The 16751-nt window shown below is 72.1% G+C and carries 9 protein-coding genes; 5 read left to right on the top strand and 4 right to left on the bottom strand.

From position 1 onward, the window contains the following. The first annotated feature begins 290 nt into the window (after window positions 1–290). Window positions 291–800, top strand: a complete 510-nt coding sequence (locus CKO43_RS20900) for a hypothetical protein (protein ID WP_200379826.1) — start codon at window positions 291–293, stop codon at window positions 798–800. A gap of 39 nt (window positions 801–839) precedes the next feature. Beyond that, window positions 840–2855, top strand: a complete 2016-nt coding sequence (locus CKO43_RS20905; protein ID WP_200379827.1) for a DEAD/DEAH box helicase — start codon at window positions 840–842, stop codon at window positions 2853–2855. A 6-nt stretch (window positions 2856–2861) separates the two neighbouring features. Here the strand turns inward: CKO43_RS20905 and CKO43_RS20910 are convergent, their stop codons facing one another. After that, window positions 2862–3911 (bottom strand): NAD(P)-dependent alcohol dehydrogenase, encoded by a 1050-nt coding sequence (locus tag CKO43_RS20910; protein ID WP_200379828.1) that lies wholly within the window; start codon window positions 3909–3911, stop codon window positions 2862–2864. Window positions 3912–4066: 155 nt separating this feature from the next. Here CKO43_RS20910 and CKO43_RS20915 point away from each other — a divergent pair, with 155 nt between their 5' ends. Next, complete coding sequence (locus tag CKO43_RS20915; protein WP_242478078.1) at window positions 4067–4663, top strand: DUF2242 domain-containing protein; 597 nt, start codon at window positions 4067–4069, stop codon at window positions 4661–4663. Window positions 4664–4860: 197 nt separating this feature from the next. Next, window positions 4861–6621, top strand: coding sequence for a response regulator (locus CKO43_RS20920; protein ID WP_200379829.1), 1761 nt, complete (start codon window positions 4861–4863; stop codon window positions 6619–6621). On the opposite strand, the gene CKO43_RS20925 is transcribed toward CKO43_RS20920, so the two are convergent. The 3 genes from CKO43_RS20925 to CKO43_RS20935 all read right to left on the bottom strand — a co-directional run bounded on the left by CKO43_RS20925 (window position 6602) and on the right by CKO43_RS20935 (window position 14676). Beyond that, window positions 6602–10396 carry a chemotaxis protein CheB gene (locus CKO43_RS20925; RefSeq protein ID WP_200379830.1) on the bottom strand — a complete coding sequence of 1265 codons (3795 nt, stop codon included), beginning with the start codon at window positions 10394–10396 and terminating at the stop codon, window positions 6602–6604. The two genes, CKO43_RS20920 and CKO43_RS20925, sit on opposite strands and share 20 nt — an antisense overlap. 116 nt (window positions 10397–10512) lie before the next feature. After that, entirely contained in the window at window positions 10513–11631 is a 1119-nt protein-coding gene (locus CKO43_RS20930; RefSeq protein ID WP_242481269.1) for an extracellular catalytic domain type 1 short-chain-length polyhydroxyalkanoate depolymerase, read from the bottom strand. 267 nt (window positions 11632–11898) lie between these two features. Beyond that, complete coding sequence (locus CKO43_RS20935) at window positions 11899–14676, bottom strand: TonB-dependent receptor (protein WP_200379831.1); 2778 nt, start codon at window positions 14674–14676, stop codon at window positions 11899–11901. A gap of 420 nt (window positions 14677–15096) precedes the next feature. On the opposite strand from CKO43_RS20935, the gene CKO43_RS20940 reads away from it, so the two are divergent. Continuing rightward, the coding region (locus CKO43_RS20940; protein ID WP_200379832.1) for a methyl-accepting chemotaxis protein at window positions 15097–16751 on the top strand (1655 nt) is incomplete at its 3' end.

Raw genomic sequence — 16751 nt, forward strand, 5'->3', positions numbered from 1 at the left:
GAGACGACCCGCTGCGGGCTGCCGGGCTGCAGGCTGCCGGCCGCGGAAGGCGCCGGACAGCCCTTTCGGCGTCGGCGGGGCGCGTCGGGAGCGGGGCGGAGTTTAGTGCAAGCGGCCCGCCGCCGCGGGCTCGCCGGGCGAGCCAGCGGCCTGCCGCAGGCCGTCATCGGCGGTCATCGACGGCTGCCGCGACAATGCGCGACGGGCCCCCACAAGCCGCTGTTTCCGTCGTGCGGACCCGGTGCCGGACGGCCTCGCCACCGGCCCTTCCCGGCGCTCAGGAGAAGCTGATGAACCAGGTCGACAATCCCCCTGATGGCGTTGCGCCGTTGCGCCGCCGCCTGCTCGGTGCCGCGCTCGCCCTGTTCGTCGCGGCAGCCGTGGCGGCACCGGTGGAGCCGGGCGCGGCGCTGCCGTCGCTGCAGCTCAGCGACCAGAACGAGCGCCCCTGGCGCGTCGAACCCGGCACCCGCTTCCTGCTGTTCGCCGCCGACAAGGCCGCCGGCGACCTGCTGCAGGAGACCCTGGGTGCCGACGGCGCCGGCTGGCTCGCCGAACACCGGGCGCTGTACCTCGCCGATCTGCACAAGATGCCGGCGCTGGTGACGCGGCTGTTCGCGCTGCCGGCGCTGCGTGCGCTGCCTTATGCCGTCGGCCTGGTGCGCGACGAGTCGGTGGCGGCCTGGCCGCAGCGCAAGGGCCAGGTGACGGTGATCGAGCTGGCCGACGGGGCCGTCGTCGCCGTCAGCTACGCCGCCGACGCCGACGCGCTGCGCCGGCTGCCGGTCGCCGTGCCCTGAATCGGGAACAATCGCGCCCCCCGAGTTCCTGCACCCGCGATGAGTCTTGCCGAGATCCGCTCGGCGCTGGCCGCCGAGCTGGAGGCCACGCCGTCCTATTACGACTTCAAGGTGCGGCAGCTCGAGCGCGAAGGCACGCTCTGGCGCGTCACGCTCGAAGCCGGCTACGTCTACGCCGAAGGCCAGCGCCCCGGCCACGCTTCGGCCCAGGTGCTGCTGGACGACAGCCTGGACGGCGCCGCAGCCTGGTGGGGCGCGCCGAACAAGGGTGGCGCCAGCGTGCTGGCGGTGCTGGCCGAAGACGACCAGCTGGTGCTGCAGCACGCGAGCGGCCCGCCGCCGGGCCCGGGGCAGCTGATCCGCCTGTACCCCAGCCGCTTCCTCGAAGCCGTGGCCGAGGCCTGGTGGGACACGCCCTGGGCCGAACGCGCGCTCGCGGCGCTGCCCGAACTGGCCCGTCCCGAGCCGCTGGCCGACGCGCCGCGGCTCACCGGGGCGCCGTTTCGCTGGCTGCGGCCGGCGCAGCGCCGGGCGCTGGCGCTGCCGGGGCACGCCGCCAGCTTCCTCTGGGGCCCGCCCGGCACCGGCAAGACGACGACGCTGGGCCTGATGCTGGCCGAGTACCTGGACGCACGCCCCGAGGCGCGTGTGCTGCTGCTGTCGACCACCAATCAGGCGGTCGACCTGGCCGTCGTCGCCGTCGACAAGGCGCTGCACAAGGGCCGGCGCGAACGCTGGCGCGCCGGGGTGCAGCGCCTGGGCAGCCGCTTCAACCCCGCCGCCTACGCCGGCCGCGAGCACCTCATCCCGAGCGCCGACCGCGAGCTGATCACGCGCCTGGCACGCGCCGAGGCCGCGCGCCCGCCGCCGCAGGACCTGGCGGCGCTGCAGGCCTGGAGCGAACGTGTCGCCGCCTTGCGCGCCGAACTGCGGGCCGCGTCGCTGCAGGTGCTGCGCGCCTGCCGCCTGGCGGCGATGACGACGACACGCGCGGTCGGCACGCTGAAGACGCTGCGCGAGCTGGGCGAGGGCGGGGCGGCACCGTTCGATCTGGTGGTCTTCGACGAAGCCAGCCAGGTGGGGCTGGCGCAGGCGCTGGTGCTGATGCCGCTGGGACGCGCGCGCCTGTTCGCCGGCGACCCGAGCCAGCTCTCGCCGGTGCAGCGCAGCCCCGACCGCGGCGCGCGCCGCTGGCTCGGGCGCTCGGCCTTCGCCGAGATGCCGCGCGGCGCGCCTTCGGTCGTGCTGCTCGACGAGCAGTCGCGCATGGCCGAGGCGATCGGTGCGCTCGTCGCCGACCTGTATTACGACGGCGCGCTGCGTGTCGCCGCCGATGCGCTGGCCTCTCCCGAGTGGCAGGCGGCGCGCCGGCGCGAGCTGGGCCCGGCCGGACCGGCGCAGCACGTGCATGTCGAGACTGTGGCGCGCGCCGGCGGCTGGTCGGCGGCCTGGCGCGGGCCGGTGCGCACAGAATCGGCCGAGGCCATCGCCGCGCTCGTCGCCGCAGCGCTCGCCAGCGGGCAGTGGCAGCCGCAGGAGCTGATCGTGCTGACGCCGTTCCGGGCCCAGCGCGCGCTGATCCGCCAGCGGCTGCAGGCGCTGGGCGTCGACGGCGTCAAGGTCAGCACCGTGCACCGCGCCCAGGGCAGTGAAGCGCCGGCGGTTCTGTTCGACCCGGTCGACGGCGCCCAGCCCTTTCTGCAGACCGAGGAGGCGGCGCGCCTGATCAACGTCGCGCTCAGCCGCGCCCAGGCCAAGGTCATGGTCTGGATGTCGGCCGCCGACCGCACCAACCCGCTGCTGGCGCCCATCGTGCAGCGCCTGCGCCTGGCCGGCGACGCGCGCGCGGTGCTGGCGCTGCAGGAACTGGCGGGCGCAGCGCGGTTCCCGGCCAACGCGCTGGGGCAGCGTGTGCGCGCCGGGCGCCACGTCGGCGAGGTGGTGCGCGTGGCCGCCGACGGCAGCCGGCTGTGGCTGGTCAACGAACGCTCGGGCGCCGAGCAGGAGATCGACGCGGCGTTCTGGCGCGGCAAGGCCGGCGCGCCTGCCGTGTGAGCGTGTTCAGCCCAGCGTCGCCATGTCGACGACGAAGCGGTAGCGCACGTCGCTCTTCAACATGCGTTCGTAGGCGCCGTTGATCTCGTCCATGCGGATCGTCTCGGTGTCCGAGACGATGCCGTGCTGGGCGCAGAAGTCCAGCATCTCCTGGGTCTCGCGGATGCCGCCGATCAGCGAGCCGCCGATGCGGCGGCGCTTGAAGATCAGCGCGAAGACGTCGGGCGAGGGGTGCGGTTCGCCCGGCGCGCCGACCAGCGTCATCGTGCCGTCGCGCTTGAGCAGCGCGAGGAAGGGGTTGAGGTCGTGCGGTGCGGCCACCGTGTTCAGGATGAAGTCCAGCCGGCCGGCCTGGCGCGCCATCTGCTCCGGGTCCTTGGAGACGACGACCTCGTCGGCGCCCAGGCGCAGGCCGTCGGCGACCTTGTTCGCCGAGGTCGTGAACAGCACGACGTGCGCGCCCAGCGCGTGCGCCAGCTTCACGCCCATGTGGCCCAGCCCACCCAGGCCGACGATGCCGACGGTCTTGCCCGGGCCCACTTCCCACTGGCGCAGCGGCGACCAGGTGGTGATGCCGGCGCACAGCAGCGGCGCGACGCCGGCCAGCTGCGCCTCGGGGTGGGCGATGCGCAGCACGAAGGACTGCTTGACGACGATGCTCTGCGAATAGCCGCCGAAGGTGTTCTCGCCGCCGAACACCGGGCCGTTGTAGGTGCCGGTGAAGCCGTTGTCGCAGTACTGCTCCTCGCCGTCGGCGCAGGACGGACAGTGGCCGCAGCTGTCGACCATGCAGCCGACGCCGGCCAGGTCGCCGACCTTGAACTTCGTCACCGCCGAGCCGACCGCGGTGACGCGGCCGACGATCTCGTGCCCGGGCACCGTGGGGTAGAGCGTGTTGTGCCACTCGTTGCGTGCGGTGTGCAGGTCGGAATGGCAGACGCCGCACCAGAGGATGCGGATCTGCACGTCGTCGGCGCCGGGTTCGCGGCGCTCGATGTCCAGCGCGGCGAGCGGGCTGCGCGCGTCGAGCGCGCCGTAGGCTTTGGTCTTGGTCATGTCATCTCCTGGGCGGTGGGGTCGGGCGGCATCCTATGCCGCCGCCGTGGCCGCCGGTTGCGCGGGGCGATCCCGCGGCCCGTACGATAGGGGCCGCGTCGGTGCGGGCTGCCAGGCCAGGGAACCCGCCGAGGCGCCTAGGGATCTTCACCAACATGACCATGTATCTGCAGCCCGGCCCGTGCGGCCGGGCGTGCCTGTTTCTTGCGCTGTCGCTGGCTGTTGCCGGCTGCAGCACCCCCAGCAAGATGGCCGCCGCCGTCTACCAGAACGAGCACTTCAGCTCGGACCAGACCTTCTCGCGCGCCTTCGAAGCCGATCCCGCCGCCACCTGCGAGGCCTCGCGCCTGGCGCTGCTGAGCCAGGGCTACGTGATCACGACCGCGACGCCCCAGCTCGTCACCGGCAACAAGCACTTTCAGCCCGACGGCGAGCTGCACGTCCAGATCAGCTTCACGATCACCTGCGCGCCCGGCCCGCGCGACGGCGGCTCGACCGCTTTCGTCAATGCCGTCCAGGACCGCTACGCGCTGAAGAAGGCCTCGACCTCGGCCAGCCTGGGGCTGCCGGTGGGCTCGTTCTCGATCCCGCTGTCGTCGTCGGACGACGCGATGGTCAAGGTGGGCAGCGAGACCATTCCCGCCGGCAGCTTCTACGACCGCTTCTTCACGCTGGTGCAGCGCTACGTGCGTGGCGGGAGCTGCGGCGGCGAGGACGCGAGCCGCTGCGCGCCCGGTGGCGCCCCGAGCTGAACCCTGTCGCGCCACCGGTTTGCGCGGCGCTCATGGGCGCATGATCGCCCTGCAGGCCCCGCATGCCGCCCCGGATGCGGGCGTCGCCGCGCGGCACGCCGTTTGCCATCAGGTGCCGCATGCCCGGTGCGGCCCGACCTTCGTGCCGCGGGTTTGAGTTTTCCGGCGTCGGCGACGCGCTGGCAACAGGAGGGCGTGTGAACGCACCGAGTCAGCGTTGTGGCGAGGCCGACGAGGCATCGCGGGCGGCCTTGGCCGCGCCCGGCGGCCCGGCCGCCTCGGCCGAGCAGCGGGTGCTGCGCATCCTGCTCGCTGACGACGAGGCCGACATCGTCACCGGCTTGGCCGAGCTGCTGCGGCTGGAACTCGCGTGCGAGGTCGAGATCGCCTGCGACGGCGCGACCGCCTGGCGCCTGGCGACCGAGACCCAGCCGGATGTGCTGATCCTCGACGTGCGCATGCCCGGCATGGGCGGGCTGGAGATCGCCCGACGGCTGCTGAACCGCTGCGCTGCCAGCGCCAGCGTGCCGCCGCTGCTGATCGCGATCACCGGGCGCGACGCCTCGGACGTCGTCGACGGGCTGACCGACTGCTTCCGCCATACCTTCTCGAAACCGGTCAATCTGCCCGACCTGCTGCAGGTCCTGCGGCTGCACGCCCGCGGCGCCGCGGCGCGGCCGGTGCTGGCCCGCTTCGAACTCGCGTCGCTCGCCAGCCGCGCCGTCAGCGAGGCGACGCCGATGTTCCACGCCCGCGGCCTGGCGCTGTGCTTCGACCACGAAGGGCCGCTGCTCGTGCTCGAAGACGACGAGGCCGCGCTGCACGCGGGCCTGTACCGGCTGCTCTGCGCGATGCACGACCTGATCGGCAGCGGCGCCGTCTTCTGCCATGCCGGCATCGGCCCGCCCCGCGACGGCGCCTGTCGTTTCCGCTTCGAGCTGGCGGCGAGCGGCACCCCGGGTGCCGTCAGCCTGGAAGAGGTCGCGGCGCGCCTGCAGCTGGTGATGGAGCCGCCGTGGCCGCGCGCCGACCTGCCGGGCGGCAGCCTGCAGGCCAGCGGCCTGTGTCCGGCCAGCGGGGCGCGGGTGAGGCTGCAGAGCGCACCGGCCGAAGGCATCGTGCTGCGCTTCGAGCGCGACTGCCGGGTCAACCGCATCGTCTACCCGGCGGTGCACGCCGGCGGCCGCCACGCCTGGCTGCTGCAGGGGGCCTTGCCCGAGGCGCAGGTGTTCACGCGCCGGCTGCAGCGCCTGGGCTGGCAGGTCAGGGCCTTCGAGTCCGAGTCCGAGCTGCTGCAGGCGCTGGCCGCCGCCGTCCCGCTGTCGCGTCCCGACCTGGTGTTCCGACTGGACGGCGTCGCGGCCACGGGATCGACGCGGCCCGAGGGTCCGGCCGTCGTCGTCGTCGTCACCGCCGGGGCCGACGCGCTGCGCCGCAGCCGCGGCGGTTCGCAGGAGCTGCTGGTCTATCCGGTCAGCACCGCCGAACTCGTGGCGCTGACGCGCCGCTTCGCAGCTTTCGGCTCACCCCTCGACGACGAGCCGGCCGGCCTCGCCGCCGCGCCGCACGAGTTGCCGCGGGTGCTGGTGGTCGACGACCTGGAACTCAACCGGATCGCGGCCGCCGCGCTGCTCGGGGCACTGGGTTATCCGGTCGACGAGGCCGCCGACGGGCTGGACGCGGTCGACCGCTGCCGCCGCTCGCCGCCGGACATCGTGCTGATGGACGTGAACATGCCGGTGCTCGGCGGCATCGAGACCACGCGCCACATTCGCGAACTGCAGCGCCTGGGGCGGCTGGCGCCGTTCGCCATCGTCGCCGCCACCGCCGACGCCGACGCGCAGACGGCGCGCCGCTGCCTGGAGGTCGGCATGGACGCGGTGCTGAGCAAACCGCTGATGCTCGAGGCGCTGCAGGAAGCGCTGAACCGGGTGACGATCAGGGCGCGTTCGAGCTGAGCGCGGGCGCGTCGTGCCCGTCCGGTGCCGCCGGGCCGCGGCGCAACAGATCGGCGATGCGCTGCGGGTCCGCCGGTTTCGTCAGGTGGTCGTCGGCCCCGGCCTCGCGCGCGGCGAGCACGTCCTGCGGCCGGCCGAAGCCGCTGACGACGATGATCAGCAGCCCGTGCAGCGCCGGCATCGCGCGCAGACGCCGGCAGACCTCGAAACCGTCCATGCCGGGCAGGCCCAGGTCGACCACGGCGGCGTCGGGGAGGAACGCGGCGGCCACCTCCAGCGCCTGGTCGCCGTCCTGCGTGACGCGCACGCTGAAGCCCTCGAGCGCCAGCAGCGACGCGATGCTGTCGCCGGCGTCGACGTTGTCGTCTAGCACCAGCACGCGGTGCCCGCCCGAGGGCGCCGCAGCCGGTGCGCCGGCGCTGGGCGCGGCCGGCGTGGCCACCTCGCGCACCAGCCTGGGCATGCGGGCGACGAAGCAGCTGCCGCGGTCGGGCCCGTCGCTGCGGGCGTTCACCGTGCCGCCGTGCAGTTCCATGATGCGGCGCACCACCGACAGGCCGATGCCCAGGCCGCCGCCGTCGATGTGCATCGACGAGCCGCCGCGCACGAAGAGCTTGAAGGCGTCCTCCACCAGCTGCGGCGCCATGCCGATGCCGTCGTCGGCGACGCTGAGCACGGCGTCGTCGCCGTCGGCGGCCAGGCGCACCTCGATGTGGCCGCCGGCCGGCGTGTACTTGACGGCGTTGCCGATCAGGTTGGCTGCGACCTGCTCCAGGCGCACCGGGTCGCCGTCGACCATCAGGCCCTGCGGCGGCAGCGACAGCGCGAGCGCATGGCCGCGCGCCTCGATCTGGCTCTGCAGCCCGTCGCAGGCCTGGCGCACCACCCGCGCCAGGTCGAGCCGGGCGCGCTGCAGGTCCACCAGCCCGCGCGTGATGCGCGAGACGTCGAGCAGGTCGTCGACCATGCGCACCTGGTTGCGCAGCTGGCGCGCCAGCATCGCGATGGCCGCCGCCCGCTGCGCCGTGTCGGCACCCGGGTGCTGCAGCAGGTGCAGCGCGTTGCTCATGCCGGCCAGCGGGTTGCGCAGTTCGTGCGCCAGCATCGCCAGGAATTCGTCCTTCTGCCGGTCGGCCTTGGACAGCGCGTCCAGCGTCTCCTGGCGTTCGGTGACGTCGTCCATCGTCAGCAGGATGGTCGTCGAGTCGGGGTAGACGACACGCGCGGCGTTGAGCATGACCCGGCGGCGGCCGAGCAGCGGGAACACGGCCGAGATCTCGTGGTCGCGCACCCGGGTGCGCTGCGGCATCACGTCCTCGAGCAGCCGACGCAGCTCCGGGATGTCCCACTGGCCGCTGCCGAGCGCGAACAGCGGCACCTGCAGCGTCTCGCGCGGCGTGCTGTGGAAGCTGTCGTAGAAGGCCTGGTTGGCGCGCAGCACGCGCAGCGCCGCGTCCAGCACCAGCAGCGGCTGCGAGGTGGTCTCGATGATCGCGTCGGCGAAGTCGCGTGCCTGCGTCACGCGTTCGTGCAGCACCTTGAGCTCGCGGTTGCGGTAGCGCAGCTCGTCGTTGGTGGTCGAGAGTTCCTCGTTGAGCGACTGCAGCTCCTCCTTGGCGGTCTCGAGCTCCTCGTTGGTGCTCTGGAACTCCTCGTTGCTCGACTGCGCCTCCTCCTCGAGCGTCTTCAGCTCCTCGATCGCGAGCTCGTGCTCCTCGAGCATCACCCGGGTCTGCTCGCGCACCGCGCCGAGTTCGGCGTTCAGCCGCACGACCTCCCGCTCCAGCGCCGTGCGCGCCGTGCGCTGGCCGCGGTCGCCGACCCAGGACACGACATTGGCCGCCAGGTCGCGCAGCAGCGCCGGCGGCCGTCCGTGCGCCGCCGCCGGCTGGCCGGAGGCGATGAAGAACACCAGGAAGGCCCGGCCCTGCAGCCGCGCCGACTGCACCGGCGTCACCTCGAGGCTGGCGTCACGGGCGTGGCCGTCGAGCGTCACGCGCAGGCCGCCGCGGCGCACCGTGCGGCCGCTCGCACGCGCCTCGCGCAGCGCTTCGCCGACCGCGTGGAAGACACCCGGCCGCGCCAGCCGGCGCAGCTGCTGCGTCGGCGCACCACCCGGGTTGACGAGGAAAGGCGAGGTGTCGCCGCGGTACTCGATGACGTTGAAGGCGTCGTCGCAGAGCACGCAGGGCGGCACGAAACGCGCCAGCGCGATGCGGTCGACCTCGCGCCGCAGCGTGTCCGGCGTGTCGACCTCGCGCGGCTCGGGATCGGCCCGGGCACCGGGCGCTGCTGTCGGTGGCGGCACCGGCGCGGCCAGCGCCAGCGCCGTGAACGGCCGGTTGGCCAGCGTCTTTTTCTCGAACAGCTTGGCGCGTGGCACGTCGATCGGGGTGAAGAACTCGGAAAACGCGCCCACGGACTCGGACGCGCCCAGCATCAGGATGCCCTCGCGCCGCAGGGCGAAGTGGAAGGCCGGCATCACCCGCTTCTGCAGCACCGGGTCGAGGTAGATCAGCAGGTTGCGGCAGCTGATCAGGTCCAGGCGCGAGAACGGCGGGTCGTAGGCGACGTTCTGGCGCGCGAAGGTGCAGCAGTCTCGGATCGACTTGTTGACGCGGAAGCTGTCGCCGTCGCGCACGAAGTAGCGGGCCAGGCGCTCGGCGCTGACGTTGCGCGCGATGTTCTCGATGTAGCAGCCGGTGCGCGCGGTTTGCAGCGCGTCGTCGCTGACGTCGGTGCCGAAGATCTGCACCGGCTGCGCCGGCGCGTGCAGCGACAGGTACTCGGCGACGCAGATCGCGATCGAGTACACCTCCTCGCCGGTGGCGCAGCCCGGCACCCAGATGCGCAGCGGGTTGGCCGACGCACCCGGCTGCAGCAGCCGCGGCAGCGCCGTGCGCGCGAGCGCCTCGAAGACATCGGGGTCGCGGAAGAACTCGGTGTAGCGGATCAGCAGGTCGCGGCACAGCGCCTGGGTTTCGGCCGGGTCCGCCTCCAGCAGGTCGAGATAGGCGCCCAGCTCGCCCACGTCGTGCAGCGCGAGGCGGCGCGCCAGCCGGCGCTGGATGGTGCCGCGTTTGTAGTGGCTGAAATCGATGTTGCAGGTCGTGTGCAGCTCGCGAAAGAGGCGGCGCAAGCCGTCCTCGTCGCCCATGCCCACCGACGGCGGCCAGGCATCGCCGTCGCCCGCGGCCTGCAGCGGATGGCGCACGATGCGCAGCAGTTCCTCGGCGATGCGCTCGGGCGGCAGCACGCGGTCGACGCAGCCCAGCCCGATCGCCGCGTGCGGCATGCTGGCGAAACGCGCGCTCGCCTCGTCCTGGGCGAAGGTGAGGCCGCCGAAGGCCTTGACGGCCTGCAGCCCGAGCGCACCGTCGGTGCCCGCGCCCGACAGCACGATGCCGATGGCATCGCTCTCGCACTCGCGCGCCAGCGACTCGAGCAGGTCGTCGATCGGCATCGGCGGCCCCAGGCGCGGCACACGCGACGCGATGCTCAGGCGCCCCTGCACGACCGACATCGTCGTGTTGGGCTCGATCACGTAGATGTGGCCGGCCTGGACCTCGCTGCCTTCGGCCGCGGCCTCGACCGTCATCGTCGTGTGCTGCGCGAGGATGTCGACCAGCAGGCTGGGCTGCGACGGATCGAGGTGCTGCACCACCAGCAGCGCCAGCCCGGCGTCGGCCGGCAGCCGGGAGACGATCTCGAGGATGGGCTCGAGCCCGCCGGAACTGGCGCCGATGCCGACGAGGCGGGTGGAAGGAAGTTGCATGAGGCGCTCCGGGTTCGCGACGAGCCGGCGGCCTGTGCGTCCGAGGTCGGCGAACCATCGTACGCCATGCACCGGGGCCTCGCCCCCGGCTGCGGCAAGCCTGCGCTGCGCCGGCTTCAGCCTTGGCCGGCGCGCGGGTGCTCGAGGAAGAAACGCAGCATCTCGCGCGCCGCGTCCGGGCCTGCCGGATCGGTGTAGCTGCCGTCGGAGCGGCCGCCGGACCAGGCGTGGCCGCCGCCGTGCACGACCCAGTGCTCGGCCAGCACGTGGCCGGCGGCATCGCGGTAGACGCGGCGCGTGCTGGCGCGTCCGGTTGCGCCGGGCACCGGCTCGGCCGCACCTGGCACCACTGCGGCATGGCCGGCGGCGATCTGCTCGCCGTTGCGCGGATGCACGGTGCGGTCCTGGTCGCCGTGGAAGACGATGGTCGGCAGCGTCGCGTCCGGTGCACTGGCGCTGGCGCCGCGGCCCATCGCCTGCAGCGCGCTCGAGGCGTCCTTGGCCGAGCCGCGCGGCAGGCCGGAGTGCACGCCGATGGCGGCGAAGACATCCGGATAGGCTTCGCCGAGCAGCGCCGCCATCGCGCCGCCCGCCGACAGGCCGGCGACGTAGACGCGGCGCGCGTCGATGCCATGGCGCGCGACGATCTCCTGCGTCATCGACGCCAGCAGCGCCGGCTCGCCGCGGCCGCGGCGCTGGTGGTTGCTCTTGAACCAGTTCCAGCAGCGCTGCGGGTTGGCGCGCGGCGACTGCGCCGGATAGAGCACGAAAAAGCCCTGTTCGCGCGCCAGCGCGTTCATCCCGGTGCCGGCGGCGAAGTCGTCCGGGTCCTGGGTGCAGCCATGCAGCATGACGACGAGCGGCCGGGCGCCGCCTGCGGCCGCCGGCGGCACGTAAAGCTTGTAGTCGCGGCTGAGCCCGGCGGCGCTGTGCTCGCCGGCGATGAACACGTCCTGCGGGCCGCTGCGCGGCGCGCCGTGCACGGCCTGGGCACGCGCACCGGCGGACGGCGGCAGCGGCGGCGCGCTGCCCAGCCGGATCGAGCCGGCCCGGCCGGGGTCGACGACCTCATGCGCCTGGACCTCGATGACATCACCTTCCGCGGGTGTTTCCGGCACCGACGACAGGCCCCGCAGCGCCTGCTGGATGGTGCGGGTCGCGCCGCCCAGGTTGCCAGCGCGCGTGAGCCGCGTTGCGGCCTGCATCAGGCCCAGGAAGGACGGGTGTTCGGACATGGGTACTACTCCTCGAAGTGGCGGACGGCGCGGCCCGGTCGAGGTGCTCTTCCCGGTGAGGGCAAAACTCGATCATGCTGCAGTGCAGCATAGACCTTAACGGGCTGCCGTGCCGGGCAAGGGCCCGTTCACCGCCAACTGTGCCCGGCCGCCGTTCACGGCCCAGGCACGCCTGGCGGCGGCGATGCCCACGCCGGCCTCGACCGCGCGGCCGGCGTGGCCGCCCGGCCGGGACGATCCCGGCCACCGACTCAACCCGTGCCGCGCTCAGCGGAACTGGTAGCGCCCCGAAACGTAGAAGAAGCGGCCGCGCGGGTCGGTGTAGCTCGGGTCGTAGCCCGAGATGAAGTAGTAGGCCTGGTTCGAGTACGGCGGCGGGGTGTCGAACAGGTTCTGCACGCCGGCACGCAGCGACAGCGCCTTGGACACCTCGTAGCCGCCCGACAGGTCCCACAGCGAGTAGGCCTTGACCCGGTTCTTCGCGACGACGCTGCCGTCGTCGGTGTTGATCGCCGAGTTCTGGTCGTCGTAGCCCGAGTAGAAGGTGTTGCCCAGCGTCAGGCTGAAGGGCCCGCGCTCCCAGTCGAAGGTGAGGCGGTGGCGCCAGCGCTGCACGACGCCGTCGGTGACGAAGCGGCCCAGGTTGCTGATGAAGGCCGCGTTGCGGTCGGGCTGCTGCTTGGACTCGATCATCCAGGTGCCGGCCATGCGGGCGCCGAAGACGCCATAGCCGGTCTTCAGCCCCTTGAACTCGACGACGATGTCCAGGCCCGAGGCCTTCTGCCGGCCGCGGTTTTCCTTGCGCAGCTCGATGTAGCAGATGCCGGGATCGTCCGCGTCGTATTCGCAGCCATCCAGGCCCTCGTCCTCGTTGTAGCGGTGCACCAGCGGCTCGTAGCGGTCGAGGTTGGCGAGGATCACGTCGTCGCCGATCTCGCTGATGACGTCGCGCTTCTGGATGTTCCAGTAGTCCAGGCTCACGCTCCACAGCGGGTGCGGCGTGAACACCGTGCCCAGCGAAAACTGGTGCGAGCGCTCGGGCTTGAGCTTGTCGTTGCTGTAGTGGCGCGTGTCCCAGTTCCAGGCGCAGTCGGCGTAGTTGTTGTCGACGGTGGCGCAGTAGACCGGGTCGGGCAGCGTCGAGGTGCTGCTGTAGCGCGTCGGCCGGTACAGGTCATTCATCGACGGCGCGCGGAAACCGGTGCCGAACGAGCTGCGCAGCAGCACCTGCGGGCTGACCAGGTAGCGCGCGCCGATCTTCGGATTGGCGGTGTTGCCGACGCCTTCGTAGTGGTCGAAACGGGCGGCGAACTGCAGTTCGAGCTGCTTGGTCAGCGGCGCCCGCAACTCGCCGAAGACCGCGGCGACGCGGCGCTGGTCGCTGGTGGCGGTGCCGCCCTCGGGCGCGAAGTCGTTGTTGATGTTGTCGCTCATCAGCAGCGCCGACGGGTTGAAGGTGTTCTTCTCCCGTCTGAACTCGCCGCCGATGGCCAGCCCGAGCGCGCCGCCGCCGAGCTTGGCGAGCGACCGGTTGGCCTGGAAGTCGACCGAGTCCATCGTGCCGCGCGCGCGGCGCACGGTGTCGTTGACCTGGATGCTGTCGATCAGCGCCAGGCCTTCGGCCGACGACTTGCCGAAGGGGTTGATGATCCCGTCTTCTATGCCCTGGATCAGCTCGTTGTAGAGCACGTAGCCGTGGGTGTCGCGGTCGGCGACGTCGTTGACGCTGTGGTTCAGCGCCCACTCGTAGTCCCAGTCGCCGATGCTGCCGCTCATGCCGACGACGTAGCGCTGGGCCGTGCTGGTCAGCTCGCTCTCGCGCCGCCCGGCTTCGTCCAGGCGCATGTCCAGCTCGATCTCGGGGTCGATGTCCTCCAGACCCGAGTAGTCCTTGAGCCACGGCACGGCGGTGTAGTCGACGGTGCCGGTCACGCGCGCGGTCGACCCGACATACCAGCTGCGCGCGCGCGCCAGGGCGATTTCGGCGAACAGCTCGTGTCCGCCGGCGATTTCTGTCACGCCGCGGCCCAGGAAGCTGATCTTCTCCGTCTTCGGGTACAGCTCGGTGTCGCGCATGTAGTCGTAGGTGCAGGCCTGCGAACCTCCGGTGCCGCCGGGCAGATAAAGATTGGCCGGCGGGTTGCAGTCCGGCGCGAGGAAGTTGATGGTCTGGTTGCTGATCGGCTCGCCGTTGATCAGCAGGCCTTGATCCCGGAGGTAGTTCCGCTGCGCCTTCGAAAGGTAGATGTTGGACGGGTTGGTGTAGCCCGACAGCAGATGCGGCAGCCGCTCCGGGATCTTCAGGTCCTTGATGAAGCTGCGCTGCGAGGTGCTGAGTGCATCGGTGCGCTGCACGTCGAAGACGCCGAAGACGTTGAAGCCGTTCTCGGCCAGCGTGCCGAAACCCGCCGTCACCGTAGCGGTGCGCTTGCCGGCGCCGCCTTCCTGGCTGTCGCCGATGTAGACGTCGACCTCGGCGCCGGTGAAGTCGCGCCGGGTGATGAAGTTGATGACGCCCGAGATCGCGTCGGTGCCGTAGATCGCCGAGGCGCCGTCGAGCAGCACCTCGACGCGGTCGATGGCCGCCGCGGGGATGCTGTTCAGGTCGACGCCGGCATCGTCGCCGGGCGAGGCGAAGTTGGCCATGCGCCGGCCGTTGAGCAGCACCAGCGTCGACGAGGTGCCGATGCCGCGCAGATTGGCCGAGTTGAAGCCCTTCTGGTCGTAGCCGCCGGTGTTGATGCTGCCGCCGTCGCTCAGGCCGCCGCTGTTGGCGCTGAGGTTGCGCATCACCTCGGCCGCGGTCGTGACGCCGGACTTGACGATGTCCTCGCGCGTGATCGTCTGCATCGGCAGCGCGCCTTCGTCCTCGGTGCGCTTGATGCGCGAGCCGGTCACCTCGATGCGTTCGACCCGGGTCGGCGGCGCCGCGGCGACGGTCATGTCTTGCGCCAGTGCGGGCTGCGTGCCGCCAGCGGCCAGTGCGATCACGGTCGCACAGGCGGCGCCGATGGGGGTGAAGCGGCGCGTCGGGTCGCGGCTCATCTTGTTTTCCTTGGTCCTCGGGACGGTGAAAAGGGCAACGGTGAAAAAGTCCACAGCTATTGTGGTGTCAATTCACCGTCCAGACACCAACGGGAAACAGGGCGCTTGCGATGACAGGGATCGCCGACAGGGCTGCGCGAGCCCGGTGCAGCGCCCCTGAACGGGGGGGCGTTGGCAGGACCGCCACGGTTCGCTGGACGCAACGCGACGTGACCGCGGATGACGTGCGGGTCATGGGCCTGCACTACACGCCACCGGCTTCGTGCCGTAAAGGACGTCACGAAGGAGCCGGCGTGCGCGGCCTGTCGGGCATGCGACGCCCGAGGGCCGCGGCGCGCACACGGTTCCCGCCCGCAGGTCAGAGCGGGCCGCGTGCTTCACCCGCGTTCGTGTTGTTCCACCACTAAAAAGTGAGTACCCATGCTTGCAAGCCTCAGGATCGGGCCGCGCCTGTCATTGGCCTTCGGACTGCTGATCGCGCTGATCGTCGCGATGGCGCTGATCGCCGGCAGCCAGATGCACGCGATCGCCGCCCATGTCCGCTACTTCTCGGCCAACATCGTCCCGAGCTACGAAACCTTGAGCGAGGCGCGTGGCCTCATGGCCACGCGGCGCATCCTGGAGTACCGGCATATCTCGAGCGACGAGGTCGCCGAGAAGCACGATGTCGAGACCCGCATCGCCGAGCTCGACAAGTCGCTCGACGCCAGCATCGAGCACTACCTGCGCGAGAACGTCAGCGACGCGACCGACCGCCGCAACACCGAGGCCTTCAAGGCCGCCGTCGCCGCCTATCGCCAGGCCTGGCTGCCGGTGCAGGACAAGTCGCATGCCTCGGCGACCGAGCCGTCGCTGGCGGCCGAGGTGTCCAGGATGATGCTCGGCGCCGGTGCCGACGCCTATCGCGCCACCGATGAAGCCGGCAAGGCCTGGGCCGGCCACATGGGCGCGCTCGCCCAGCAGGGCGAAGCCACCGCGTCGCGGGACGAGCAGCTGGCGACGCTGATCCTGATCGTCGGCTGTGCCGTCGGCACGCTGATCGGCGCCGGCGCCGCCTGGCTGATGACGCGCTCGGTCGTGCGTCCGCTGCGCGCGGCGGTGGACACCGCCAACCTCGTCGCCGAAGGCGACCTGAGCCACCGCATCGAGGCGACGCGGCGCGACGAGACCGGCGAGCTGCTGGCAGCGCTGGCGCGCATGCAGGACTCGCTGGCCGCCACGGTGGGCCGGGTGCGCGGGAACGCCGAGAGCGTGGCCACCGCCAGCGCGCAGATCGCGCAGGGCAACCAGGACCTGAGCCAGCGCACCGAGGAGCAGGCCAGCGCGCTGCAGCAGACCGCAGCGACGATGAGCGAGCTCGGCGAGACGGTGCGCCACAACGCCGACAACGCGCAGCAGGCCGACCAGCTGGCGCGCGGCGCGTCCGACGCCGCGGGCCGCGGCGGCGAGGTCGTGGCGCAGGTGGTGACGACGATGAAGGGCATCAACGACTCGAGCTGCCGCATCGCCGAGATCATCGGCACCATCGACGGCATCGCCTTCCAGACCAACATCCTGGCCTTGAACGCCGCGGTCGAGGCCGCGCGCGCCGGCGAGCAGGGGCGCGGTTTCGCCGTCGTCGCCGGCGAGGTGCGCAACCTGGCGCAGCGCGCCGCCACCTCGGCGCGCGAGATCAAGGGCCTGATCACGCACAGCGTCGAGCAGGTCGAGCAGGGCAGCTCGCTGGTCGACCAGGCTGGCGAGCGCATGAACGAGATCCTGGCTTCGATCCGCCGCGTCGGCGACATCGTCGGCGAGATCAGCTCGGCCAGCAGCGAGCAGAGCCGCGGTGTCGGCCAGGTCGCCGAGGCGGTGACGCAGATGGACCACGTGACGCAGCAGAACGCGGCGCTGGTGGAAGAAAGTGCGTCGGCCGCCGACAGCCTGCGCCAGCAGGCCGGCCATCTGGTCGAGGCGGTGGCGGTGTTCCGGCTGGCCGGTGCGGCGGCTCCGGTTGTCGCCGTGGCGCCGGTGGCGGCCGCGGCCCCGGTCGTGCCGCTGCCGCGTCCGGCGACACCGCCGGCCCAGCCCGCGCG

The sequence above is a fragment of the Rubrivivax gelatinosus genome, assembly GCF_016583785.1.
Taxonomy (GTDB): domain Bacteria; phylum Pseudomonadota; class Gammaproteobacteria; order Burkholderiales; family Burkholderiaceae_C; genus Rubrivivax; species Rubrivivax gelatinosus_B.

Excerpts from the sequence above, each read along its gene's own strand:
- CKO43_RS20900 (WP_200379826.1), top strand. The coding sequence starts at position 291 with ATGAACCAGGTCGACAATCCCCCTGATGGCGTTGCGCCGTTGCGCCGC.
- CKO43_RS20905 (WP_200379827.1), top strand. The coding sequence starts at position 840 with ATGAGTCTTGCCGAGATCCGCTCGGCGCTGGCCGCCGAGCTGGAGGCC.
- CKO43_RS20915 (WP_242478078.1), top strand. The coding sequence starts at position 4,067 with ATGACCATGTATCTGCAGCCCGGCCCGTGCGGCCGGGCGTGCCTGTTT.
- CKO43_RS20930 (WP_242481269.1), bottom strand. The coding sequence starts at position 11,631 with ATGTCCGAACACCCGTCCTTCCTGGGCCTGATGCAGGCCGCAACGCGG.
- CKO43_RS20925 (WP_200379830.1), bottom strand. The coding sequence starts at position 10,396 with ATGCAACTTCCTTCCACCCGCCTCGTCGGCATCGGCGCCAGTTCCGGC.
- CKO43_RS20935 (WP_200379831.1), bottom strand. The coding sequence starts at position 14,676 with ATGAGCCGCGACCCGACGCGCCGCTTCACCCCCATCGGCGCCGCCTGT.
- CKO43_RS20910 (WP_200379828.1), bottom strand. The coding sequence starts at position 3,911 with ATGACCAAGACCAAAGCCTACGGCGCGCTCGACGCGCGCAGCCCGCTC.